The sequence below is a fragment of the Hyalangium minutum genome (assembly GCF_000737315.1).
Classification (GTDB): domain Bacteria; phylum Myxococcota; class Myxococcia; order Myxococcales; family Myxococcaceae; genus Hyalangium; species Hyalangium minutum.
Genome location: NZ_JMCB01000006.1, coordinates 1,014,929 through 1,037,819, shown reverse-complemented (window position 1 = coordinate 1,037,819; position 22,891 = coordinate 1,014,929). Strand labels below are relative to the sequence as shown.

General features: G+C 68.0%; 19 protein-coding genes. 8 read left to right on the top strand and 11 right to left on the bottom strand.

The features are described from left to right. Positions 1–575: 575 nt before the first annotated feature. Positions 576–1,280 (bottom strand): sterol desaturase family protein, encoded by a 705-nt coding sequence (locus DB31_RS19650; RefSeq protein ID WP_044190192.1) that lies wholly within the window; start codon positions 1,278–1,280, stop codon positions 576–578. A gap of 105 nt (positions 1,281–1,385) precedes the next feature. After that, on the bottom strand, positions 1,386–1,892 hold the full coding sequence (gene def / locus DB31_RS19645; RefSeq protein WP_044190189.1) for a peptide deformylase: 507 nt from the start codon (positions 1,890–1,892) through the stop codon (positions 1,386–1,388). Positions 1,893–1,985: 93 nt separating this feature from the next. Here def and DB31_RS19640 point away from each other — a divergent pair, with 93 nt between their 5' ends. After that, on the top strand, positions 1,986–2,471 hold the full coding sequence (locus tag DB31_RS19640) for a nuclear transport factor 2 family protein (protein ID WP_044189767.1): 486 nt from the start codon (positions 1,986–1,988) through the stop codon (positions 2,469–2,471). Between the two features lies 1 nt (position 2,472). Here DB31_RS19640 and DB31_RS44940 read toward each other — a convergent pair whose 3' ends face one another. Next, a complete protein-coding gene (locus DB31_RS44940) occupies positions 2,473–2,901 on the bottom strand; it encodes a hypothetical protein (protein WP_052420100.1) in 429 nt (142 codons plus the stop codon). A gap of 181 nt (positions 2,902–3,082) precedes the next feature. Here DB31_RS44940 and DB31_RS44935 point away from each other — a divergent pair, with 181 nt between their 5' ends. Then, the gene (locus DB31_RS44935; RefSeq protein ID WP_052420099.1) at positions 3,083–3,724 is read left to right on the top strand and encodes an eCIS core domain-containing protein; all 642 of its coding nucleotides are present in this window, start codon (positions 3,083–3,085) and stop codon (positions 3,722–3,724) included. A gap of 9 nt (positions 3,725–3,733) precedes the next feature. Here the strand turns inward: DB31_RS44935 and DB31_RS19625 are convergent, their stop codons facing one another. Beyond that, the gene (locus tag DB31_RS19625) at positions 3,734–6,946 is read right to left on the bottom strand and encodes a carboxypeptidase-like regulatory domain-containing protein (RefSeq protein WP_044189766.1); all 3,213 of its coding nucleotides are present in this window, start codon (positions 6,944–6,946) and stop codon (positions 3,734–3,736) included. A gap of 121 nt (positions 6,947–7,067) precedes the next feature. Here DB31_RS19625 and DB31_RS19620 point away from each other — a divergent pair, with 121 nt between their 5' ends. After that, complete coding sequence (locus DB31_RS19620; RefSeq protein ID WP_044189765.1) at positions 7,068–8,492, top strand: SPFH domain-containing protein; 1,425 nt, start codon at positions 7,068–7,070, stop codon at positions 8,490–8,492. A gap of 33 nt (positions 8,493–8,525) precedes the next feature. Here DB31_RS19620 and DB31_RS19615 read toward each other — a convergent pair whose 3' ends face one another. From DB31_RS19615 to DB31_RS19595, 5 genes are all read right to left on the bottom strand, one after another. After that, positions 8,526–10,094: a sensor histidine kinase gene (locus DB31_RS19615; protein WP_044189761.1), complete on the bottom strand. Its 1,569-nt coding sequence runs from the start codon at positions 10,092–10,094 to the stop codon at positions 8,526–8,528. Between the two features lie 4 nt (positions 10,095–10,098). Continuing rightward, positions 10,099–10,560, bottom strand: coding sequence for a response regulator (locus DB31_RS19610; RefSeq protein ID WP_044189759.1), 462 nt, complete (start codon positions 10,558–10,560; stop codon positions 10,099–10,101). Then, positions 10,553–12,190: a sensor histidine kinase gene (locus DB31_RS19605; RefSeq protein ID WP_052420098.1), complete on the bottom strand. Its 1,638-nt coding sequence runs from the start codon at positions 12,188–12,190 to the stop codon at positions 10,553–10,555. The genes DB31_RS19610 and DB31_RS19605 overlap by 8 nt, the downstream gene beginning before the upstream one ends. 141 nt (positions 12,191–12,331) lie before the next feature. Then, entirely contained in the window at positions 12,332–13,030 is a 699-nt protein-coding gene (locus DB31_RS19600) for a response regulator transcription factor (protein WP_044189757.1), read from the bottom strand. Further along, entirely contained in the window at positions 13,027–14,865 is a 1,839-nt protein-coding gene (locus tag DB31_RS19595; protein ID WP_044189756.1) for a sensor histidine kinase, read from the bottom strand. The genes DB31_RS19600 and DB31_RS19595 overlap by 4 nt, the downstream gene beginning before the upstream one ends. A gap of 201 nt (positions 14,866–15,066) precedes the next feature. Here DB31_RS19595 and DB31_RS19590 point away from each other — a divergent pair, with 201 nt between their 5' ends. Continuing rightward, positions 15,067–16,755, top strand: coding sequence for an anti-phage dCTP deaminase (locus DB31_RS19590; protein ID WP_044189754.1), 1,689 nt, complete (start codon positions 15,067–15,069; stop codon positions 16,753–16,755). A gap of 250 nt (positions 16,756–17,005) precedes the next feature. Here DB31_RS19590 and DB31_RS19585 read toward each other — a convergent pair whose 3' ends face one another. After that, positions 17,006–18,379: a serine/threonine protein kinase gene (locus tag DB31_RS19585; RefSeq protein ID WP_044189745.1), complete on the bottom strand. Its 1,374-nt coding sequence runs from the start codon at positions 18,377–18,379 to the stop codon at positions 17,006–17,008. A gap of 250 nt (positions 18,380–18,629) precedes the next feature. After that, the gene (locus tag DB31_RS19580; RefSeq protein WP_044189741.1) at positions 18,630–19,313 is read right to left on the bottom strand and encodes a hypothetical protein; all 684 of its coding nucleotides are present in this window, start codon (positions 19,311–19,313) and stop codon (positions 18,630–18,632) included. A gap of 206 nt (positions 19,314–19,519) precedes the next feature. Here DB31_RS19580 and DB31_RS48905 point away from each other — a divergent pair, with 206 nt between their 5' ends. From DB31_RS48905 to DB31_RS19560, 4 genes are all read left to right on the top strand, one after another. Then, positions 19,520–19,726 (top strand): YdeI/OmpD-associated family protein, encoded by a 207-nt coding sequence (locus DB31_RS48905; RefSeq protein ID WP_205628526.1) that lies wholly within the window; start codon positions 19,520–19,522, stop codon positions 19,724–19,726. Between the two features lie 233 nt (positions 19,727–19,959). Beyond that, the gene (locus DB31_RS19570) at positions 19,960–20,664 is read left to right on the top strand and encodes a hypothetical protein (RefSeq protein WP_044189739.1); all 705 of its coding nucleotides are present in this window, start codon (positions 19,960–19,962) and stop codon (positions 20,662–20,664) included. Positions 20,665–20,791: 127 nt separating this feature from the next. After that, complete coding sequence (locus tag DB31_RS19565; protein ID WP_044189734.1) at positions 20,792–22,111, top strand: M24 family metallopeptidase; 1,320 nt, start codon at positions 20,792–20,794, stop codon at positions 22,109–22,111. 39 nt (positions 22,112–22,150) lie between these two features. Next, positions 22,151–22,837 (top strand): SDR family NAD(P)-dependent oxidoreductase, encoded by a 687-nt coding sequence (locus tag DB31_RS19560; protein WP_044189733.1) that lies wholly within the window; start codon positions 22,151–22,153, stop codon positions 22,835–22,837. The last annotated feature ends 54 nt before the right edge of the window (positions 22,838–22,891 follow it).

Genomic DNA, 22,891 nt, shown 5'->3' with positions numbered 1-22,891 from the left:
GCTTCTGAACCCGCCCAGTGGCTTCGTTCTTTCGCTTCGAGGAGGGGCGCGGCTTTTACTTCGCCGCCGCCTTCTCTGTCAACCGGTTTCGGTGTTTTCTTCAACCACCGTCTACCGCCACCTGATTTCCGGCCGATTTCTGTTCAGCGGTGAACCGCTTCTCTTCTTTCGTCCGTCGGGGGCGCGGCTTTTACTTCATCGCCGCGTCCTCCGTCAACCGCTACCGGTGACTTATTCAAGATGTCATTTCCCTCGGTTCAACTCCGGTCCAGCTGTTCCGTTGAACGGCTTTCCCGGTCGAGGGGGCGCGGCTTCTACCACCACCGCGTCCTGTGTCAACCGACTTCGTTGACCTTTGATTCCGCCCCGCCAAAGCACTCGGCACCGGTGTGCCGCGCGCGCCGGGCGAGGGGTCACGATGAGTACCGCTTCGCCCCCGTCTCGTCAAATCCTTCGTGATCAGCAGGTGATCAGACCTGCCATGGTGCACAGGGCTCCCAGAGGTGAGAACCCCCCGGGCCCTCCGAGCTCTTCCACCGGATTTTTTCCCGCGGCTTTCGCCCCACTGCGGCCGCCTACCCTTCAGGGAAGGAACCGGTCGGCTGCTCCGGCTTCCGCCTCCACACCGTCCTGAACAGCCAGTCACAGAGGGGGAAGGTGAGGTTGAAGTTGAAGTGCCCCATCCGCCTCAGGTCGTGGTGCACCTGGTGGTGCCTCCTCAACCCCGCCAGAAACGGCAGGCGGCCCAGCGGATGCTCTGTTGGAAGGTGGTAGCAGAAGTGCAGCCACTCGTAGGTCAGGAAGTAGCCCATCGCCGTCGCCACGAAGAGCCACCCCACGTTCGGTGAGCCGAGCGCAAAGAAGATCGCTCCCAGGGGTGTCGCGATGCCCCCCAGGAAGAACAGCAGCAGCACCGGCGGGAAGAGCACCATCCGGAAGTCGTGGCTGGACTCGTATGCCATCGCCTCGTGCGTGAAGAAGTGGTGGTGCTGCTGCGTGTGCCGCCGGTACACCAGCCCCAGGCCCCTCGCCCGGTGGTGCATCGGTCCTCGGTGCCCCAAGTACTCCGCCACGTTCGCCAGCAAGAAGCTCGCGGGCACCGTCAGCCACTCCACTGGCCGTACTCCCGAGAGCCGACTCAGAGCGAACCCCACCACGCACAGCGAGCCCACGCTCGTGAACGCGAAGTGCGCCCAGCCCACGTAGCGCCTCCCCGGCTCTGCTCGCCGGAACTCGGCCCGGAACTTCGCCACGTGCTCGGGAAGGGGCGACGCGCTCATGCTCACAGTGTAGCGCCAACCCCGCGCCGGCTCACCGCCGCTCCGCAAGCCACTCCAGCGCCCGCTGCCTTGCGGCGTCCTCCTCCGAAGGCCGCCTTCCCGCGCTCAGTCCTTCTTGCGCTTCAGCATCTTCTGAAGCTTCTTCATCCGCTCCTGGATGAGCGTGCGCTTCAGGCTCGAGAGGTGGTCCACGAACACGTGCCCGTCCAGGTGGTCAATCTCGTGCTGGAACACGTGCGCCAGCTTCCCTTCCGCCGCCACCTCGTGCCACTGCCCCGTCTTGTCCTGGTAGCGCACCTTCACCTTCTCGTAGCGCTCCACCTTGTGCCACTCGTCCGGCACCGACAGGCACCCCTCTTCCCATGTCACCTTCCCCGACCGCTCCAGCACCTCCGGGTTGATGATCTCGAAGAACGTCCCGTCCTCCCGGCCCACCCAGGCCATCCGGAGCGCTTCTCCCACTTGATTCGCCGCAATGCCGATGCCCTTCGCCTCCTTCATGGACTCGGCCATTTCCTCCAGCAGCTTCTCGAGCGCTGGGCCGAAGTCCGTGACCGGCTTCGTCGCAGAAGTGAGCACCTTGTGCGGCCAGATGACGATGTCTCGCGCCATGCCCCCACTCTGCCACGCTTGCGCCTCCGTGCTGAGCACAACCGCACATCCCTCGTTCGAAGGCAGCTGGGAGTCTGCTAACACTCCCCCTCCATGCACCCCAATGCCCAGCTCCTGAACACCTTCTACTCCGCCTTCCAACGCAAGGACGCGGACACCATGGCCGCCTGCTACCACCCGGACGCCGAGTTCTCCGACGCGGCCTTCGTCGGCCTCCACCATGCCGGCGTCACCTCCATGTGGCGCATGCTCTGCGAGCGCGGCAAGGACCTCACCCTCGAGTTCAACAACATCCAGGCCGATGACCGCACCGGCCGCGCCCACTGGGAGGCCCACTACACCTTCTCTGGCTCCGGCCGGAAGGTTCACAACATCATCGACGCCGAGTTCGAGTTCCGCGACGGCAAGATTCTCCGCCACCGCGACCGCTTCCACTTCCACCGCTGGTCCAAGCAGGCCCTCGGCCTCCCAGGCCTGTTGCTCGGGTGGACCCCCTTCCTTCAGAAGAAGGTCCAGGCCAAGGCTCGCGCCAGCCTCGAGCAGTGGATGAAAGAGCGCGGCGTCTCCGGCTCCCCCTGAGTCACTCCCGCGCCTGCTTGCGCCGGGGCAGCGGCTCCAAGTCCGGCGCCACCCAGCCTGCCTTCGCCCCCGGCGACTCCAGCGTCTCCTTCCGGTAGTGCTGCGCCAAGAGCCCCGGGTTCAGCAGCTCCGGGTGCGCCCCGAGGAACGCGTCGAACGTACCGAGTTCCGGCGTCTGCTCTATCGCCGCTTGAATGCGCTCGGCCCAGGCCCGCGTCACGGTCTCGTGGTACTTCTCCACCACTCCCAGCACCGTGGCGAAGCCCCGCACCGTCACGCGGATGCGCTCCAGCCCCGCGTCGAACTCCTGGCCTCGCAGGCAAATCCACGCCATGCGCAGGTGCCCCCGATGGTCAAACTTCCCCCCCGGGAACTTCGCCACCGCCACCGCCGCCAGGAACTCCTCGTCCGACAGCTCTCCCGTGCTCATGCCCTGCCTCCGTTGCGGCCCATCGTAGTCAATCGCTCGGGAGTCCCTCTCCCCCTTCCTCCATGCCCGGCGGCCAGGCGACCCGGATGTCCGCTCCCGGAACTCCCTCCCGACCTGAGGAGGCGGGCGCTCAGCCCGATGCGGTACGCTTCCCCTCCAACCCGCGCGAGGAGTCTGGGGCATGGGCGCCAAGATCGAACCCGAATCGCAAGTCCCTCCACCCGAAGGAGCCTCTCCCGCCTCCTCTTACCTTCACCTGGTGAGCGCCGCCACGAGCTCTGCCCAGAAGATCCCCGACAAGCGCAAGCTCAGCGAAGCCGAGCTCGTGGCCTCTCGCAAGGTGTTCGGCGCCGGCCTCAAGTACGAGGCCGTCAGCGTCGAGAAGATGGGCTCCTTCACCGAGCTCCTCAACGGCAGCCGCGCCTACACCCTGGGCAACACCATCAACCTGCCCGGCAAGGCCCACGCCTACCCGCACCAGTACACCTCCGTCATCATCCACGAGCTCGTCCATGTGTGGCAGTACCAGCACGGCGGCTGGGGCTACGTGCCCAGCGCCGTCAAGGCCCAGTTCTTCGGTGATGGCTATGACTTCGCCAAGGCGCTCCGCGAAGGCAAGCCGTGGGCGAAGATGAACCCCGAGCAGCAGGGACAGATGATCCAGGACGCGTACCGCAGCGCGTACTTCGAGACCTCCGGCTCCCGCTTCGGCGTGCTCAACAACAAAGGCGCTGTCGTCCGCCCCGGAGCCCGGCCGCCCGATGGGTTCACCGACTACACCCAGGCCCTCCTGGACGCGCTCGCCGTGCTCCAGAAGACCTGAGCGGCGCGCCTACTTCTCCGGCATCGGCTGCCAGCGCGGTTGCACCCCTCGCTCCACGACTCCCTCGGCCGGGAGCTCCAGCTCCTCCAGGTGGAACCGGGCCGGCGGGCCCGCGAACAGCAGGAGCCGGACACGTCCCGGTGAGAGCGCGGTGAACCTCCTCACGCCCTCGTCCTGCACACCGGACAGCCCCATGCTCGTCCACAGTGGGACGGTCTTCATCGACACCGGAACGGTGAAGGCTCCCGGCAGGAGGATGGCTTCGACCCCTTCGTCCAAGCCCTCCGTACGCAGGACCAGCGTGGGGCCCGCCTTCCGCTGCACGAAGGCCAGCTTCACCTGACCCTGCTCGGGGATCTCCGCTCGCTGGGGCACAAAGCCCTCTGTCGTGCCAGCCGCTGTCGATAGCTGCACCCAATAGGAGCCTGGCTCCAAGCCCCTCCGTTGGCCCACCCCCTCGACCACATCAAGGGTCTCCCAAGAGCTCTCGTCCCTCTCGAGGATGAACCGCACGTCCGCATCCAGTGGACGCCCCGCGGAGTCCACCGCGCTCACCACCACGGTGGCCCCCGACACGAGCCGCACCGTCACCGAGGCGTCCGACGCGCCCAGGGCGACTCGCGCCATGCGGTAGTTCGTGTGGCTCACCTCCAGTTGCAAGGGCTCGGACTCCACGTGGGGGAACTCGAAGGTGCCATCGTCCTGGGCCCTCATGAAGAGGCTCGGCCGCGCGAGGCCTTCCTCCTGCTCTCGTGCCGGCCCCAAGACCCGGACCTCCGCCCCCGCCTGGGGCGCTCCGGTCTCGGCATCCACCACCACGCCTCGCACCCGGCGACCCGGCTCCATCCGCACCTCGCCGAGGTCCACGTCCACCCCCTCCTGCACCTTCACCGCACGGGTGGTCTGCGCCATCCCCGGCGCACCGAAGAGGAGATGCTGGGTGCCCGTCTCCGTGATGGGCGTGGTGAAGGCGCCTTGCGCGTCGCTCATGAAGCGCATGTTCAGCTCGAAGCGCGGAATGGGTGCCCCGTCCGGGTCCACGAGCCGCCCTCGAATCCGCGCCTGGGACTGGAACACGAGCCGCACCTGCTCCGTGCCCGAGCGCACCCGGATGCTGTCCTCGTCCACGGCCGCGGCTCCCTCGGACTTCGCAGCCAGAAAGATGTAGCCCTCCTTGTAGGCCCAAAGCACGTACTGCTCGCCCGTGAGGTGCTCGAGGGTGAAGCGGCCGTCCCTCCCCGTGACGATTCGAGGCCGATCGTTGCCGCACCTGAATCGGTTCCGCCGCCACGCAGCGGTGGCATTGGGGGGCTGGTACACGTTGATGGTCGCCTCGGCCACAGGCTGTCCCGCTTCATCCACCGCGAGACCCGAGAGGCTCCAGCCGGTCTCGAAGCGCAGAGCGACTTCGGCGCGCCCGTTGTCCCGCAGCGTCACCGGCTGCGAGGCCGAGCGCTCCACGCCCTCGTCCGTGAGCGAGGCCTCCACCCGGTAGCTCCCCGCTTCCATCCCGCTCACCGAGAAGCGCCCCTGCGCGTCCGTCATGGCTCTCCGGGAGTAGCTCCACTCCCCCTCCTCTCCCGGCATCCACACCGTGATGCCCACCTCACTCATGGGGGTCCCCTCCGCGTCGGTGACACTCCCGTCGATCCGAGCCCCCCGCCGCAGCACCCAGCGGAGGTTCTCCGAGGGAACCTGCACCTGCTTCTTCTCGGGGAGGAAGCGCTCGTCCTCCGTGGAGAGCGTCCAGGTACCCGCCGCGGGCGCGTCCAGCACGAAGCGCCCATCCTCCTCTGTCATGGTGTTGCTCTGGGTGCCCTGCGGCTGCTCCCCATCGCCCGAGATCAGCTCAAGGCTGGCCTCGGCCACCGGGACCCCTTCCTCGTCCACGAGCGTCCCAGCGAGGGAGAAGGCTCGCGGCAAGGTGAAGTCCAGTGGCACCGGCTCCCGGGTGATGGCGTGCACCTCGTTCTCCACGTGGCGGTACCGAGGCGCCGTCACGTCGAAGACATAGTCGCTCAGCGGCAGCGGACCGACTCGGTAGTGGCCTTCCTCGTCCGTGAAGACCTTCCAGTTCTGCCCGTAGTCCCGCTTGCGCCAGAGCGCCACGCGCGCTCCCGGAATGGGGTTGCCCGCGTCATCCCGCACCGTGCCCTCGACATGGCGGCTCTCGCCCAGGCGCAGCACCACCTCTTCCGCGGAGAGCTCCATCGTCCGCAGGTGGACCTCTGCCCTGGCAAAACGGCCCGCGCGCTCCGCGGTGAGCTCATAGCCGAGCGGCTTGAGGCCCTCGAAGACAAAGCGCCCCTGCGCGTCCGCCGTGGTGACCTGGCCAGCCTCACTGCCTGCGGTCAGGCGCACCTCCGTCCCCGGCGCCGGCGTCCCTTCCGACAGCACGAGCCCCGCAAGCCGAACCGGTTGGTAGAGGACCACGGCCGTCCGGCTCCTCACGAGATAGGGCGGCAGGAACTCCGGCAGCCACTCCTCCTTCTCCGCCACGAGGGCGTACTCGCCCTTCGGCAGCGGCCCCACCTGGAAGCGCCCATCCGCGCTGGTGCGCACATCAAAGAAGCGGGTGTACTTCGCGTGCAGCACCGTGAGCCGCACCTCGGACAGCGGGTGCTCGCTCGCGTCCACCACGCGGCCCTCCACCGTCACCCCCTCGCCCAACACCAGCTCCACCCCCTCCGCTCCCGCAGCCACCTGGGGCCGCAGCTCCGCCCCCTGCTCGCCCAGCGCCCAGAGCGTGAACTCCCCCTCCGGCAGCCCTTCCAGGGCGAAGCTCCCATCCGCCCCCGTCACCGTCTCCGCGTAGACGGGCGCCTCCCCGTAGCGGCCTTGCACCAGCTCCAGCACCTGCGCGCGGGCCTCGCGCATGCACTCCGGGAGGCGCTTGCCGCGCGAGCTGGGCGCCGGATCGCTCTCGTCCACCGGGCACGGCAGCTCCGAGAGCGTCTCCCCCGGCATGGGCCGTGTCGCAGAGACGCGGACTCCGGCCACGGGGGCCTGGCCCACCTTCACAAGGCCCCGGATGCTCAAGGTGCCGCTCGGCGGAGGCGTGGGCGTGGCGTGGACCTTCTGCTTCCGCTTCCCGGACGCTCCCTCCGGACGCTGGCTCACCTGGGTGCTCTCGGGGTCCGTGCCCTGAGGCAGGCCCAGGAACACCACGACCCCCAGCCCCACCACCGCTGCTCCGATGACTCCCCAGGCTTGCCGGCGCATAGACACCCTCCCTGACAACTCTCGCAAGCCCCCGGTTCCGTGGAAAGGAGTCCTGGGGGTGGATCCCCCCAGGTGCCCATTCTGGTTAGATGGCGCGCCAAGAGAAGGGGGGTACAGACCCATGAGCCAGTCACCCATTCGGAACGAGTACCTGGACCAGGTCCAGGAGCAGCAGCAGCGCCTCGAGGTCGATCTCAAAGCCCGGAAGATGGCCGCGAACTCCCTGCCCCAGCAGGCCATGGCCGCGCCCCGGCGCCGAGGGGGCCTCGCGCCGCCGCCTCCCGAGATGCCCGGCGGCAACGCCGTGGAGGTCCGCATCACCGGCTTCTGGCGCTGGCGCACCGTCGTCGTCCCGCCCAACGCCTATGTCGTCCACACCCGCCGGGGCCATGACAAACCGCTGACCCTCGGCCTGGGCGTCTCCTTCCGCTTCAACCCGGCGACGGACTCGTTCCTCGTGGTCCCCGGCGCCATGCAGACCATCCTCATCAACGCGCACAGCATCTGCCGCGAGCTCCAGGGGCTGCTCGTCCAGGGCTACGTGCAGTGGATCATCGAGGACTTCGGCACTGCGTATAAGAAGCTGGACTTCACCGACGCCGAGGACCCCATGCGCGTGGTGAACGTGCAGCTGCGCGAGCAGGCCGAGGCCGCCATCAAGGACAAGGTGGCCACCATGAGCATCGACGCGGTGCTCTCCGACAAGCAGCCCATCATCGAGGAGCTCACCGCCCGCCTGCGCCAGGTGGCCGAGGGTGGCGGAGGCAGTGACAAGGGCCTGGGCCTGCGCATCGTCACCGTGCAAATCAAGGAGGCCGTGGTCAGCTCCGCGCGGCTGTGGGAGAGCCTGCAGAAGCCCTTCCGCGCCGAGCGCGAGCGCGTGGCCCGGCTGGCCGGACTGGAGACAGAGGAGGCCATCTCCCGCCGCGAGCTGCAGGTGGAGCAGGAGCGCGAGCGCTCCCGCCTGGAGACCGAGAGCGAGCTGTCCCAGCTGCGCGCGGCGAAGGGCGCCGAGGCCTATGACCGCGAGCAGGCCGAGCGCCTGCGCCGCCAGCATCGCGAGGAGGAGGATGCGCGCAAGCTGGCCGTGGAGCGGCAGCAGACCACCCTGCACACCGCCGAGCTGGAGAAGGCACGGCTCGCCGTGGAGGGAGCGCTGGCCGAGCTCAAGCACGACGTGGATTCCGCCCGGCGCAAGCGCGAGGCGCTGGCCGTCATCGACGTGGAGGACGCCGAGCGCGGCGCGGCCAACCGGCAGGCCCGCGCGGAGCTGGAGCTGCTCGAGGCCCGGCAGCGGGTCCTCAACGGCCTGAGCCCCTCCAACGTGCAGGCCCGGCTGGTGGAGCTGCTGCCCACCATCGCCGAGAAGCTGCCCAAGCCTCAGGAGCTGCGCTCCGTCTCCATCGGCGCCGGTGCGGGCATGCAAGAAGGGCAGGCGCTGACGGCAATGGTGGCGCAGATGATGGCGCTGGTGAAGGCCCTGAACCCCGAGGCCCCCGTGCCTCCCAAGGCGCCGGTGGCCAGCCTGGAGAGCCCCCAGCGGTAGGGCTCACGCGCGTGGCGCCTGCGGCCCGCCGCCTCAGGCCCCCGAGACCTCGTCGCTCGCGGGGAAGAGGCGCGGCAGCGAGAGGGTGAAGGTGGTGCCCTCGGCCTCCGTGGAGCGCACCTCCACGGTGCCCCCGTGCGCCAGGACGAGCTCGCGGACGATGTAGAGCCCCAGGCCGATGCTCCGGTCCGAGCGGTTCGCCCGCCGCTTCCCCCGCCGCAGCGGCTCGAAGATGCGCGGCAGCAGGTCCGCGGCGATGGGCTCGCCCTGGTTGTGGATGCGGAGCACCACCTGCTCCGCCGTGCCCTCCGTCTCCACCCGCACGGGCGTCTTCTCCGGGCTGTACTTCACCGCGTTCGTCACCAGGTTGGAGATGACCTGCGCCATCCGGTCCGAGTCCCACTGCCCCCGCCCGTCCCCGCTCTGGCTCACCTGAATCTCCCGCTCCACATGCGCCACACGCGCTTCCTCCACCACCTGCAGCGTCAGCTCGTGGAGGTCCGCGGGCCCCGGCCTCACGGGGATGCCACCGCCCATGCGCGCCTGCGTGAAGTCGAGCAGATCCCGGATCAGCCGGTTGGAGCGCTCGGCGCACGAGAGGATGCGGGCCACCGTCTTCGCCTGCCACGGCTCGATGCTGTCGCGCTGCAGCATCATCGAGGCCCCCGCCAGGATGGCATTCAGCGGCCCTCGCAAGTCGTGGCTGACGATGCCCACCAGCTGTTGCTCGAACTCCACCCGCTGGCGCGCCTCGCTCAAGAGCCGCTGCCGCTCCTCCTCGGAGTGCCGGCGAACCGAGATGTCCTGCACGGCCCCCGCCATGCGCAGCGCCCGGCCGCTGGAGTCGCGGACGATGTAGCCCCGGTCCGACACGGTGGCGTACGTCCCGTCCTCCCGCCGCAGCCGGTACTCGTCCTGCCAGCGGTCCTGCCGCGAGCCCAGGACGCGCTGGAGCTTGTCCCAGACCCGGCTCCGCTCTTCCGGGTGGACACGCTGCATCCATGCCTGGGCGTCCGCCGGCAGCCCGGAGGGCCCGCAGCCGAGCACCTGCTCGATGGCGTCGCTCCGGTGCACCTGGCCTGTCTCCAGGTCCCAGTCCCAGATCGCGTCACTGGTGGCCCGCATCACCAACTGGTAGCGCTCCTCGGAGCGGCGCAGGGCCTCCTCGGTGCGCTTGCGGCGCAGCTCGCTCTCGGCCTCGCGCAGGGCCCGCTTCAGGCTGGGCACCAGCCGCTCCAGCCGCTCCTTGAGCACGTAGTCCGTGGCGCCGCGCTTGAGCAAGTCAATGGCGCGCTCCTCGCCCAGCGCGCCCGAGACGAAGAGGAAGGGCGTGTCCGGCTGGAACCGCCGCGCGGTGGTCAGCGCGCTCAGGCCATCGAAGCCCGGGATGTTGTAGTCGGAGAGGATCAAGTCATACGAGGTGCGCGCGAGCGCCCACTGGAAGCCCTCGCGGCCGTCCACCCGCTCCAGGTGGAAAACGAGCCCACCCTCCTCGAGCTGCGCATGGATGAGCCGGGCGTCCTGCTCGCTGTCCTCCAGCAACAGGATGGCCAGCGGCCGCTCCCCCGGGACCGGCTCCAGCTCGTGCGCCGCGCTCTGCATGCCACTACCTCCCGGTGGGTTGAGAGAGAGACCCCGGTGGGGGCTGATTGACCACGGCCCAGAAGAGTCCCAGCTCCTTGAGCGCCGCGACGAAGTCGGGGAAAGCCACCGGTTTGACTACGTAGGCATTCACCCCCAGGCCGTAGCTGCGCGCCAAGTCACGCTCCTCGCGCGAGGAGGTGAGCATGACGATGGGGATGGTCTTCAGCTGCGGATCACTCTTCACCCGGGCGAGCACCTCGATGCCGTCCACCTTGGGCAGCTTCAAGTCCAGCAGCACCACGGCGGGGTTGCCGTCATTGCGGTCCGCGAACTCGCCCTTGCGGGTGAGGAAGTCGAGCGCTTGCTGTCCGTCCCGGACCACCACCACTTCGTTGGCCAGGTTGATCTCTTCCAGCGCGGCCATCGAGAGGGCCACGTCGTTGGCGCTGTCTTCCACCAGGAGAATTTTCTTGAGCTCAGTCACGGCGAGGCTCGTCTTTCATGTCAGGTGCTGCGCATGGCAGTGAGAAATAGAAGGTGGCGCCCTGCCCCACGGCCCCCTCCGCCCAGGTGCGGCCTCCGTGGCGGGCGATGATGCGCCGCACATTGGCCAGCCCGATACCGGTGCCCTCGAACTCCTCGACGGTGTGGAGCCGCTGGAAGACGCCGAAGAGCTTATCCACATACTGCATCTGGAAACCTACGCCATTGTCCCGCACCCACACCTCGACCGCTCCCGGGACTTCGCGCGAGCCCACCTCGATGACGGCCTGGGACTTGGGCCGCGTGTACTTCATTGCGTTGCCTATCAGGTTTCGGATCACCTGACGCAGCAGCGCCGCGTCCGCCTGGACGACTGGCAACGAGCCGATGCGCCACTCGATGGAGCGCCCGTGGGTGTCGGCGTCGAGCTCGCGGCGGACCTCGCCCACCAGCTCCTGGAGCGACACCCGGCTCTGGCGCAGCTCCGCGCGCCCCATGCGGGAGAAGGAGAGCAGGTCGTCCACCAGCGTGCCGCCCTGCTGCGCGGCCGTGATGATGGTCTTCAGGTAGGTGCGCGAGGTGTCGTCCAGCATCGGCCCCGACCTGCGCTCCATCAGCTGGGCGAAGCCGGTGATGTGGCGCAGCGGGGCCCGCAAGTCGTGCGAGACCGAGTAGCTGAAGGACTCCAGCTCCTGGAGGGCCTCCTGGAGCTGAGAGGTGCGCTCGCGGACGCGGTGCTCCAGCCCGGCGTTGAGCTGGTTGAGCTCGTGGGCCAGGCCCTCCAGCTTGTGGCGGGCCAGCACCTGCTCCGTCACCTCCACCGCGAAGGTGAGCACGCCCGTGACGCGGCCCTGCTCGTCGCGGACCGGCTGGAAGAAGACGTTGAAGTAGCCCTCCGTCAGCGTGCCCGTGCCATGCCGGTCCCACTTGCTGACGAGCTCGTGGCCCTCGAAGGGCTGACCTGTCGTCAGCACCTGCCGCAGGCGCTCCATCTCCCCGGGCTGGGCGGCGACCTCCGGCAGCACTTCCCGCAGCGGCTTGCCCAGGCGCACGGGGCGGCCGACGATCCGCTCGTAGAGCGGGTTGGCGAAGTCGTAGATGAAGTCGGGCCCGCGAAGGATGGCGATGGACGCGGGCGCCTGCATCAGCAGGTGGTGGAGCCGCTCGCGGTGGGCGCTCTCCAGGGCCTCGCGCTCCCGGGCGCGCAACAGCTCTTCCTGGCGCTTCACGGCCCCGCGGGCGCGGTAGAGGTCCACGAATACCGACACCTTGGCGCGCAGCACCTCGGCCACCAGCGGCTTGCGCAGGTAGTCCACCGCGCCGTGGGCGTAGCCCTCCAGCAGCTCCCGGTCATCGCCGCTGGCCGCCGTCATCAGCAGCACGGGCGTGTGCCGGGTGCGCTCGCGGTCCCGCAGCATCGCCGTCACGTCGATGCCGCTCATGTCCCCCAGCCGCACGTCCATGAGGATGACGGCGAAGTCCTCCAGCAGCGCGCACCGCAGCGCCTCGTGGCCAGACGCCGCCCGCACGAGCCGATGGCCATACCCGGAGAGCAACGCCTCCAGCGCCACGAGGTTCGCGGGCATGTCATCGACGAGGAGAATGCTCGCTGGGGGGGGCGTGTCGAGCACCCCTGTCTCCTAGTCCGTCCGCGTACCGCAAGGGGATGGAGGTATGGAGAGGCCCCCTCGCTTTGGTAGGAAGACAACACTCGCACCGGGTACTCCGTGACCCTTGGTACTCCGGGTGAAAAAAAGCCGAGGCTCGTGGTTCTACCCGTGCAGGTCCATCCGGTAGCCCACCCCGCGCACGGAGCGGATCTCGAAGCGTGACGCGGAGGTCCACTCGAGCTTCTTGCGCAGGTTGGAGACGAAGTTGTCCACGGTGTGCCCGTCCACCACGGTGTCCTCGCCCCAGACGGAGGAGAGGATCTGGTCTCTCGTGAGCGCCTTGCCCGCGTTGCGCAGCAGGTAGACGAGCAGCTCGAACTCGGTGCGCGTCAGCTCCACCGCCTTGCCGCCCGCGTCCAGCAGCTGCCGGGAGGACAGGTCCACACGGAAGCGGTCGAACGCGAGCACCTCCTCGGGCGGCGCGGCCGGAGCGCCCCGGCGGGCCAGCACGCGGATGCGGGCCAGCAGCTCGCGCAGGCGATAGGGCTTGGCTACGTAGTCGTCCGCGCCCACGTCGAAGCCGCGCACCACGTCGTCCTCCAGTGTGCGCGCGGTGAGCATGAGCACCCGGCTGGAAGTGCCCGCCTGGCGCATCTCTCGGCACAGCGCGTACCCGTCCCCATCCGGAAGCATGATGTCGAGCACCACCACGTCGAAGGCCGTGGCCTTCCACTGGGGGCGGGCCTCGGCCAGAGAGCTGGCGGCCTGGACGGCGTAGCCCTCCTCTTCCAGGTTGTCGACGAGCGTGAGGCGGAGGTTCACATCGTCCTCCACCACGAGGACGCGCAGGGGTGGGCTCATGCGGGCGGGAAGCTCAGTTCGAACGTGGTGCCCTCGGGGCTCGAGGCGGCGACGCGCAGGGTGCCGCCGTGCAGCGACATGATTCTTCGACAGATGGCCAGCCCGAGGCCACTGCCGCCGCGCGCCGGGAGCGCCTCGTTGCGCAGGCGGCGGAACTCCTCGAAGACGGCCTCCCAGCTCTCGCGAGGGATGCCCACCCCGTTGTCGCTGAAGCGGACCACGGTGGCGCCTTGCTGACGGGCCTCGACGCGGAGCTCTACGGGGGAGCGCGTGGTGTAGCGGCAGGCGTTGTGGACGAGGTTGGAGAAGAGCATTCGGAGCAGCTCGGGGTCTCCTGGGACGGCGAGCCCGGTGAGGCCCTCGGTCTTGAGCTCCACGCGGGTGGCGTTCTGGGCAGCGGCGTCCTCGACGATGCGCTGGAGAAGCTCGGCCAGGGGCACCGGTTCTCGGCGGGTGTCCCAGCGGCCTTTCTCCAGACGGTTGTAGGTGAGGATGTTCTCCACGAGCCGGCCCAGCGCGTCCGCCTCGGAGATGATGCGGGAGGGGTAGTTGCCCGCGCCTGGCATGCCGCCCACGCGCCGCTCCAGCGTCTCCGCCATGACGCGGATGGCGGAGAGCGGGGTGCGCAGCTCGTGGGAGACGGTGGAGACGAACTCGGAGCGCAACGCGAGGAAGCGCACCTTGCGCTCGTGGGCCAGCACCGCCAGCCCGATGATGACGAGCGCCAGCGCTCCGCTGAACCCGAGCAGCAGCGCCTTGAGCCGGTAGCGGGACTCCAGTTCGGAGACGGCGGCGAGCATGCGCGGGGACTCCAGGGCGATGGCCAGGGTAGAGAGCGGCGCGGGGGTGTCCGTTCGCGAGAGCGCCAGGCGATCCTCGTCATCCAGGAGGCCGCGGTCTCGCATCTGCTCGCGGATAGATTCGATGAGGGCGGTGGCACCAACGTGGATGCCTCGGGCTCCGTCCCGGCCGAGCGGCTCGACGTACCAGCCCTCGGGCCGCAGCTGGGCTTCGGGCAGTGGGAGCGAGAGGGGAATGCTGGTGCCGGGCTCAGCCGTGGCGCGCTGGTTGAAGTCCACGTAGTCCACGTGCGTCAGCTCGGACAGGTGGGCGATGCGCTCGCGGAGGAAGGTGAAGTCAGTGCTCCCGAATGCATCCCGGCGATCGAGGAGTACCCTCTGGAGTCCCTCTACCCGGGTGCCACTGGAGCCCTGCACGCCGTCCCGTAGGAGCGAGCGCATCAGGAGCGAATCCGGCCTTCCACCGGCTTGGAACTGCTCCAGGAGCCAGAGCGCAGCGGCGGTGTCCTTGGCGACGGGCAGGACGAAGCGAGCGCGGTGGGCCAGCCACTCGCGCAGCGTGAGCGTCACGGCCTGGGAGTCGGAGGATTTGAGCGCGGCCAGGAAGCGGTCCATCAGCACGAGCCGCTCCGCCCAGGGCTCTTCGGGATCTTCCTTCGTGGCGAGGGCCCGAGGGCCTTGAGTGCCCAGGGCTTCGTGGATCATCCGGGCCGGGGCGGCGGAGTCACTGCGCGGCGCGGAGGTCCTCGGCAGGAGCTGGCGGCCTGCGCGGAAGAGGAGCAGGTCCGAGTCCGGCACGAGCGGGTCCACCGCGGCCTGCTGGAGCCTGGGAGCGGCCTCCTCCATGGCTCGGCGGAGCGAGTCCATCAGCGCCTGCCGCGCGTAGAGTTCGAGCGCATGGCGCCGGTCCTCCAGGGCGCGCCGGCCATCTTCTCGCTCGCGCACGAAGATGCCGTGCAGCGAGACGAGCCCCGCGGTGAGCACCGCGAGCCCGAGACCGATCCCGGCCAGCATGGGGAGGAGCCGGCGCCACATGGGCTAATGACGCCCCAGCCGTGAGCACCGCGTGGGCCTCTGCATCGTCGTCCTCATGGTATCGGCCGGACGATATCACTGCGTCTGAGGACTTCGCTCTCCGAGAGGCAAGACGAGACTTCGCGATTGCCTCTACGTAGCTGCTGCTCACGCCACGAAGTAGTAGGGTCCAGGCGAAGCCCAAGAGTCCATGATGGCAGCATGGGGGATGACGGCATGGGTCATGAAGATTCGCAGAGCCAGGCGGACAAGGACGAACTCAACCGGCGAGCCGCGAGTTCCGATCCTGAGCTCGTCATTGCCCTCGTGGGCGCCATCGGGACAGACTTGGCTGCCGTCGCCAAGGCGCTCTCTACTGCGCTGATGGCTGAGGCGAACTACGAGGCGCGGACCATCCGCCTCTCGTCGTTGCTGCACGAGATCGAGGGGCTCGATAGCCCGCTGAGCCTGAGTGGAGACAAGCTCCGCTACTACAAAGAACACATGCAGGCTGGGACGGAGCTGCGCCGGAAGATGAAGTGTGCGGATGCCATGGCGTGGCTGGCCCTGAGCGCCATCCGGCAGGAACGAGACAACATGATCAGGGCCGATCGCCGCAACACGCGGCGTGCGTTCATCCTGCACTCGCTCAAGCGACGGGAAGAAGTGGAGTCGCTCAGAAAGATCTACGGCCCCGCCTTCTTCCTCCTGTCCGCCTATGCCCCGCGAGACAAACGTGTCGATAAGCTCTCCAGGAGCATCTCCGAGAGCCGGGGTTTATGGCTTTCGATGGAGTTTCGCAGCGAAGCCGAGGCTCTCGTACGCACCGATGAGCGAGACCTGGACGAGCCTATGGGCCAAGACGTCCAACGGGCTTTTCCCGAGGCAGATGTCTTCATCGACGCGACAAACCCCAAGGAGATGGAGCGCAGTATCAAGCGCTTCGTACGCCTTGTCTTCGGTCACCCCTTCCACACGCCAACACGAAGTGAATGGGGCATCTTCTTCGCGAAGGCCGCCGCCATGCGCTCCGCGGCATTGGGCCGGCAAGTCGGTTCTGCCATCACCTCTCGCTCGGGAGAACTCCTCGCGGTAGGTACCAATGAGGTGCCCAAAGCGGGTGGAGGCTTGTACTGGGAGGACGACGAGCCGGATGGACGTGACTTTGTGGGGGGCGAGGACACCAGCGACCGGCACAAGCATGACCTCATCTCCGAACTCCTCCGGCTCTTGCAGAAAGAGAAGTGGCTGGCAGACACATACCGCGAGCTGGATGTCCAGGAACTGCGAGAGCGGGTTCTCAAGAAGGACGAGGTCGCACCGGGTCCCTGGCGCGACTCCAGGGTGATGAACATCATCGAGTTCATGCGTCCCGTCCACGCAGAGATGGCGGCGCTCATGGAGGCAGCTCGACGCGGCGTATCCGTACAAGGCAGCGTGATGTACGTCACGACGTTCCCATGTCACGAATGTGCGCGGCATATCATCGCGGCGGGCATCTCGCGGGTCGTCTACATCGACCCTTATCCCAAGAGCCTCGCGGCTGACCTCTACTCGGACTCCATCACCTTAGAGGGGTCCGAAGGGAGCTCCACTGGCAAGGTCATCTTTTCGCCATTCGTGGGGATTGCCCCCAGGAAGTACACGGAATTCTTCGAGCTCAAGGGGGACCGGAAGGCCAAAGACGGCAGTGTGCTCCCCTGGGTACCGACCAAGGTGGTCCCGAAACATCCAGGAAACTACACTGTGTACTGGGCTATGGAGGCCGAATATCTCTTTCGATTCGCCTCCATTGTGGAGGCCATTGGCCTTAAATTCAGGGGCGCGGTGCAATCACGTGAGGAGAGCTCCAGTGAGCAAACCGGGCTGGCTCAAAGCGCAGATAGAGGACGTGAAGGCGGAGATTCGTAATTGGCCGCAATGGATGCGGCAGGCCCGCGGCCTTGAGGCGCTGGATACTCACCCACCGAAGCAGGCTGAAACGCCCTCCGAGGAAAAGCTTCCCAGGAACGCTCCACAAGAAGTGGGAGTCTGAGAGTCAGCGGGCGCTTGCTCGCACTGTAGGAAGCTCTAGAGCGCTTGGGTGATGCTCAGACCGCGCAGTTTACCGTGCGGTAAACTGCATGACGGCGCCAGCCAACGCGCGGAGTGAAGAGAATCCTCACCGCTTATCCATGGAGCTGTTGTTGGGGCGGCGCCCGCGAGGCATGAAGGGCACGTAGCAGGTGCCCTTGAACATCTGCCCGTCCAGCTCCTCGCACCCTTCGCGATCCACCGCATTCGCTGCCCAGCACCCCTTGTTGAGGGCAACCTGCCCCTTGCGAGGACAGCGCCCCTTCTCGTCGGGCCGCGTCTGTCCTGGCAACGGCTCGGGCAGGAGATCGTCGGTCACTCCGCCTCGAGTGGAGTCAGGAGGTGCAGGTTCCAGGGACTCAGACACAGCGGCCTCTGCGAGCCTTGCTGGCCCTGTCTCCGATGAGCTCACCTCTGAAGTGATGCCCTGAGCGACGGGGTGCTCCTTCGAGGCTCTCTCCGCAGCCATCCATTGAGCGCCCAGAGCGAGCAGCAAGCCCGCTGCTGCCCCTGGGAGCCAGTGCCGCACGGTTGCTCGGGACAGGACGTGACCCGCGCGCACTTCGACAAAGGCGTCCTGCCGCTCCAGGGCCTCCGCCAACTCCTCGGCGGTGCCACGCTGCTCGGGGTGGACCGAGAGCAGCCGCAGCACCACGGCGCGCAGCCGCGGTTCCACGCGAGGGCCTTTCAAGAGCGCAGGAGGTAGCCGCACGGCCCCCAGATGCCACGTGCCGTGCTCATCCCGGGTGAACTCACCCATCTCCGGGTATTCCCCCGTGAGCAACCGGCAGGCGGTGACCCCCAACGCATAGAGGTCATCCGCTGGACTGGCTTGGTAACGGGCCGTGAAGTCCTCGCTGAACTGCCGCTCGAACAACACGCTCTCTGGAGCTTGGTAAGCCGGAGTGCCCGGGTAGAAGTTCGGGGGAGTCAGGGTGGTGGCACCCGCGTAGATGCCTGTACCGAAGTCGGTGAGCACGGCGCTGCCGTCCGCACGCCGCACCAGCACATTTCCCCCCTTCACGTCGCGATGGAAACCGCCTTGCGCATGGAGAGAAGCAAGGGCCCGCGCGAGCTGGATCAGCCAGTGCCGCACGTGATGACAGGACACAGGGTGCAACCGCGCCCAGTCGTACAGCGGCACTCCCTCTATCCACTCCATCGCGATGAACGGGTAACGGGCGCCATCGGGGGCCTGCCACTCTCCATGCCCTACCAAGCGCGGGACATGCAGGTGGCTCATGCGCGAGAGCAGCTCTACCTCCCGTGCGAAACGCGGGTCTCCCTGCAGAAAAGCCACCTTGAGCGCAACGGGAGCCGCTGGCTCCGCGCCCACGGGCACTGCCTGATAGACCGTGCCGTACATCCCTCGGCCGGCCCAGCGCTCCACGCGCCAAGTCCCCAGCACGGTGCCAGGGGGAAGCAATGCCGGGTGCAGAGAGGGCGCCAAAGTTCGATCCATGGGGGGCTCCGCGGAGCCTACCCTAGACGTAGGCTCATTTCAGCTGGCGAGGAGTGGGCTCGTGCCGACACGACCTGAAGATTTCGACTTTGAGGCGCTGTGCAGAACCCTTGAGAGCGCGGCGGAGCATGTCCCGGCGGAGACTCCGGACGCGGGGACGCCGGAGACGGTCTTTGAGCCTCGGGGACCGGGCCCCTGGAGTCTGGAGCTGGCCCCGGCGAACTCGGCGAGCGCCGCTTCGCGCTGAGGGCTAGAAGCTCTCCATCCACCACTTCGGACGCGTCTCGTCGATCACCCGGCAGGTGGCGCTCGCTTGGCGCTGCACCGCCACGCCCAGGGCATTCGTCCGGTGCTGCCACTCCTTCTGGTAATAGATGCGCGCGGTCGGGCCGCAGATGCCTTGGATGCCAGCGTGCGCCGATTCGAAATCCTTGCTGGGCGGAGGCGGGGACGCCTCCTCCATCTTGTCGCACGGCTTCGGAATGTAGTCGTCATCCTGCGCCTGGAGAATCGGACGCGTCCAGGCACCCGTCCCATCCACATTGCTCGTCAGGTAGATGCGCCTCTCGCCACAGCCGCGATAGCGCTGGGCGCGAATCTTCTTCTCCATCTCTGCACACTCATCGGCCATCTGTCTGATGGTCTTGGTGCCGCGGGAGGTCTGCACCTCGACCTCCGGATAGTCCCGGACCTCGCTCGGGTGGTCCTCCCGGCAGTGGCGGACTTGCTGGTAGGGCACTCGGATGTTTGCGGCTGCGTCGGGCGAGTCGGGCGAGACTCTCTCGGCGGCGGACATGCCCTCGTCGTACTCGCTCACCATGCGGGCAATTCGCTCGTTTGTCCCCTGGTCGCGCATGGCGGCGCATCCACCCATCACGGTACAGCTCACCACCGCAATGACTCCGACCAGTGCTCCCTGAATCCAGCGAACCATGTGTGTCTCCAAGGCCGTGGCTAATGGGCGGCCCGGGCGCGCATCCTCTTGCGAGAAGTTCCGGGCGTGCAACCCGTTTCGAGCCGCTGCCGACGCGCCGGCGCATCAGAAGGGTAAGGGCATGGAACGGGGGGAGTGATGCCGAGTGTCCCAACGCTGATAAGGCCGACGGCCGCTGGGATCGCGCCTCCAAGAGCGGCAAGGACATGAGGATCCCCGACGAGCTTCAGGCCGCGATCGCTGCCGAGCCCAAGGCGAGGGCGATGTTCGAGAAGCTCAGCGCGCAGAACCGTTTCGCCCCCGCCTTCCGGACCCACACGATGAAGACCGAAGCCGGGCGGAAGAAGAAGATCGAGACCCTGGTCGCCATGCTCAAGCGCGGCGAGACGATCTACCCGCAGCGCAAAAAATAGGTGCTCGCGCCGCCTGAGACTCCAGTCACCACTGGTGACTCGCGTCAGTGCTCCGGCTTGGTGGCTGCACTCACCAGCCCGCTCCCCATCGCCAGAGCCCCCGTGTCCCAAGTCCCTGAAACCACAGGGACTCCCATGTCGGCAGCTCTCCTCCATTTCATGGCATGCGGGGTGCAATAGGGGTCCTGCACACGGACTGGCCAACCCCGGCCGCCCTTCACAAGGACTCCCCCATGCGCCTCGCTCCTGTCGCCCCCCAGAACACCTCCCGGATCTCTGACCTCCAGAACTTCACCAAGCCGCTTGCCCCGCAGAGCCCCTCGACCTTGCCCCCCGACATCAGCAAGAAGCTGGGGCCTGGGCCCCTCATGGACACCTTCTCTCCGCGCCCGCTGCTGCAGTCCCAGGGCGCCCAGCAGCGCACCACCCAGGGCAGCCAGCTCAATGACATCGCCAGCGGCGTGCGCAGCGGCTCCATCACCGGGAAGGAGGCCCAGGGCTTGCTGGCCGAGCAGCAGAAGCTCGCCAACAGCCAGAAGACGGCCCTCGCGGACGGCCAGCTGTCGCTCGGAGAGAAGCTCAAGCTGGGCCTGGAGCAGGCCCGCGCCGGCCAGAACATCGACAGCGCCAAGGGCAACTCCAGCCGCGACGTCTTCGCCGCCTTCGACAAGACCGCGCAGCGCCAGGCCGGCCAGATCGACCAGATCGCCAACGGCCGCGCCCGCGGCACCATCACCCACTCCGAGGCCGGGAACCTGCTCGGCGATCAGGCGCGCATCGCGGGCCGGCGCGACCTCCCCGGCGCCCTGAACGACAAGGTGACGGACCTCAGCCAGAACCGCGCCCAGCAGGACATCACCCGCCACAGCAAGCCGGGCACGCAGTTCGACCTCAAGTCCTTCCAGATGCGCCCCGTCATGGCGGGCGTCGCCAAGTAGGCCACCGTCCGTGAGCGCATGGGAGATGCTCCTCGGCCTGGAACCTCGCGCCGAGGAGCCACCCACTGCTCACCTGTGGAGAGAAAGCGTGTGACCCCTGGGGCCCCCTCTGCTTTGAAGAGCCCCCATGCGAGTCCTCCTCTCCGCGCTCCTCCTCCTCTTCACCCTCCTCCCTCCCCTCGCGGAAGCAGCGGAGACCCCCGCCGTGCCTGCCCCCTCCTGGGCAGAAGTCCGCAAGCACCGGGTCCGCCAGCTGCTGCCCTCCGCCATGACGCGCGCCAACGTGGACGCGTGGGTGGTGGTGTGCCGCGAGAACGCCAATGACCCGCTGGCCGTCCACGTGGGCGGCGAGAACGCGAGCGCCCCGGCCGCCTTCCTCTTCCTGCGCCAGGGCGAGCAGCTTCGCTCCGTGGCCCTCTCTCCCGAAGGCGAGGCCAAGGCCCTGCGCGATGTGGGCCTCCATGATGAGGTGGTCTCCCTGCCTCGCGGCACGGACCTCTTCGCCCAGATGGCCGAGCACCTCGGCCGCGCGAAGCCGCGCCGCATCGCACTCAACTTCTCCGAGAACATGTCCGTGGCGGATGGGCTGTCCTCCTCGCAGCTCAAGCGTCTCACCGCCGCGCTGCCCGCCGCGCTGCGCCAGCGGCTCGTCTCCTCCGAAGAGCTCGTCACCGAGTGGCTCAGCATCAAGCTCCCCGAAGAGGTGGAGGTGATGCGCCGCGCCGCCGTCCTCACCGCTCAGCTGGAAGAGGAGGCCTACCGGCAGGTGGTCCCCGGCAAGACGCGGGACTCGGACGTGGCGCGCTTCCTCAAGCGGCGCATGGCCGAGCTCAGTGTCACCGATGGCTGGGCCCCGGATCAGAACCCCAACGTCAACTCGGGCCCGGACCGCGGGCACTCGCACGCCACGGACCGTGTCATCCAGCCCGGTGACTTCATCCAGACGGACTTCGGCATCGCCGTGCAGGGGCGCTGGGTCACGGACATCCAGCGCTTCGCCTACGTGCTCGCCCCCGGTGAGACGAAGCCTTCGCCCGAGGCGCTCGCGAAGTGGGAGAAGGCGAAGAAGGGCAGCCGCGTGGCGCTGGCGGCCATCAAGCCCGGCGCTCGCGGCTGGGACGTGGACAAGGCCCAGCGCGACTGGATGCGCGAGGCCGGCAGCGAGTTCGTCATGTGGGGCACCGGCCACCCCGTGGGCTACTGGGCGCATGACGTGGGCCCCGCGCTCTCCGGCGCGCAGAAGGGCCTGCCCGCCAAGGGCACCTCGGCGCGCATCATCCGCCCCGGACAGGTGTTCGCCTTCGATGGCTTCTTCGCCTGGAAGTTGCCCACCGAGGGCGAGACCAAGACGATCTCCGTGGAGGAGATGGCCGTCGTCACCGAGTCCGGCGCCGAGTACCTCATCCCTCCTCAGGAGGAGCTCATCCTCATCCCCTCCAAGGGCTGATCACCGCCGCCCCAGAGGGCGTGTGCTATACCGCCGGCCATGAAACGAACCCTCGTCGTGTGTGGTCATGGCCCTGGCATCTCTGACGCAGTGGCACGCCGGTTCGGCAAGGAAGGATTCGCGGTCGCGCTCGTCGCCCGCAGCGCGGACCGGCTCAAGGCCGCCGCCGAGGCGCTCTCCAGCGCGGGCATCACCGCGAAGGCCTTTCCCTGTGATCTCGCGAACCCGCAGGCCGTGCGCGCGATGCTCCGCGATGTGCGCTCCTCGCTGGGGCCCATCGCAGTGCTCCACTGGAACGCCTATGCCGGTGGAGCGGGGGACCTGACGAGCTCACCCGTCGAGGAGCTGAACGGCCCGCTCGGCGTGTCGGTGCTCGGGCTGGTGGCCGGTGTCCAGGAGGCACTGTCCGACTTGAAGAAGGAGAAGGGCGCGGTGCTCGTCACCGGCGGTGGCCTCTCGTTCTACGACCCCCAGGTCGACGCGATGGCCGTCTCCTGGAATGCGATGGGACTCGCGGTCGCCAAGGCCGCGCAGCACAAGACCGTGGGCCTGCTCCACCAGAAGCTCGCCGGTGAGGGCGTCTACGTGGGTGAGGTGGTGGTGCTCGCGTCCGTGAAGGGCACCCCGTTCGACTCCGGCAACGCGACGCTCGAGGCCTCCACCATCGCCGAGAAGTTCTGGGAGCTGCACCAGGACCGCAAGCTCGCCACAGTCAACATCCAGTAATTCGACCTTACCCATTTTGGGGGCCCGTCCTGGGCAGGTTGTAGAGCTGCCACT

What these genes read in the sequence shown, in the direction of transcription:
- def (WP_044190189.1), bottom strand. Translation starts at nt 1,892, where the DNA reads ATGGCGCGAGACATCGTCATCTGGCCGCACAAGGTGCTCACTTCTGCG.
- DB31_RS19625 (WP_044189766.1), bottom strand. Translation starts at nt 6,946, where the DNA reads ATGCGCCGGCAAGCCTGGGGAGTCATCGGAGCAGCGGTGGTGGGGCTG.
- DB31_RS19600 (WP_044189757.1), bottom strand. Translation starts at nt 13,030, where the DNA reads ATGAGCCCACCCCTGCGCGTCCTCGTGGTGGAGGACGATGTGAACCTC.
- DB31_RS19640 (WP_044189767.1), top strand. Translation starts at nt 1,986, where the DNA reads ATGCACCCCAATGCCCAGCTCCTGAACACCTTCTACTCCGCCTTCCAA.
- DB31_RS19650 (WP_044190192.1), bottom strand. Translation starts at nt 1,280, where the DNA reads ATGAGCGCGTCGCCCCTTCCCGAGCACGTGGCGAAGTTCCGGGCCGAG.
- DB31_RS19570 (WP_044189739.1), top strand. Translation starts at nt 19,960, where the DNA reads ATGCGCCTCGCTCCTGTCGCCCCCCAGAACACCTCCCGGATCTCTGAC.
- DB31_RS44935 (WP_052420099.1), top strand. Translation starts at nt 3,083, where the DNA reads ATGGGCGCCAAGATCGAACCCGAATCGCAAGTCCCTCCACCCGAAGGA.
- DB31_RS48905 (WP_205628526.1), top strand. Translation starts at nt 19,520, where the DNA reads ATGAGGATCCCCGACGAGCTTCAGGCCGCGATCGCTGCCGAGCCCAAG.
- DB31_RS19580 (WP_044189741.1), bottom strand. Translation starts at nt 19,313, where the DNA reads ATGGTTCGCTGGATTCAGGGAGCACTGGTCGGAGTCATTGCGGTGGTG.
- DB31_RS44940 (WP_052420100.1), bottom strand. Translation starts at nt 2,901, where the DNA reads ATGAGCACGGGAGAGCTGTCGGACGAGGAGTTCCTGGCGGCGGTGGCG.
- DB31_RS19585 (WP_044189745.1), bottom strand. Translation starts at nt 18,379, where the DNA reads ATGGATCGAACTTTGGCGCCCTCTCTGCACCCGGCATTGCTTCCCCCT.
- DB31_RS19615 (WP_044189761.1), bottom strand. Translation starts at nt 10,094, where the DNA reads ATGCAGAGCGCGGCGCACGAGCTGGAGCCGGTCCCGGGGGAGCGGCCG.
- DB31_RS19595 (WP_044189756.1), bottom strand. Translation starts at nt 14,865, where the DNA reads ATGTGGCGCCGGCTCCTCCCCATGCTGGCCGGGATCGGTCTCGGGCTC.
- DB31_RS19620 (WP_044189765.1), top strand. Translation starts at nt 7,068, where the DNA reads ATGAGCCAGTCACCCATTCGGAACGAGTACCTGGACCAGGTCCAGGAG.
- DB31_RS19590 (WP_044189754.1), top strand. Translation starts at nt 15,067, where the DNA reads ATGGGGGATGACGGCATGGGTCATGAAGATTCGCAGAGCCAGGCGGAC.
- DB31_RS19560 (WP_044189733.1), top strand. Translation starts at nt 22,151, where the DNA reads ATGAAACGAACCCTCGTCGTGTGTGGTCATGGCCCTGGCATCTCTGAC.
- DB31_RS19565 (WP_044189734.1), top strand. Translation starts at nt 20,792, where the DNA reads ATGCGAGTCCTCCTCTCCGCGCTCCTCCTCCTCTTCACCCTCCTCCCT.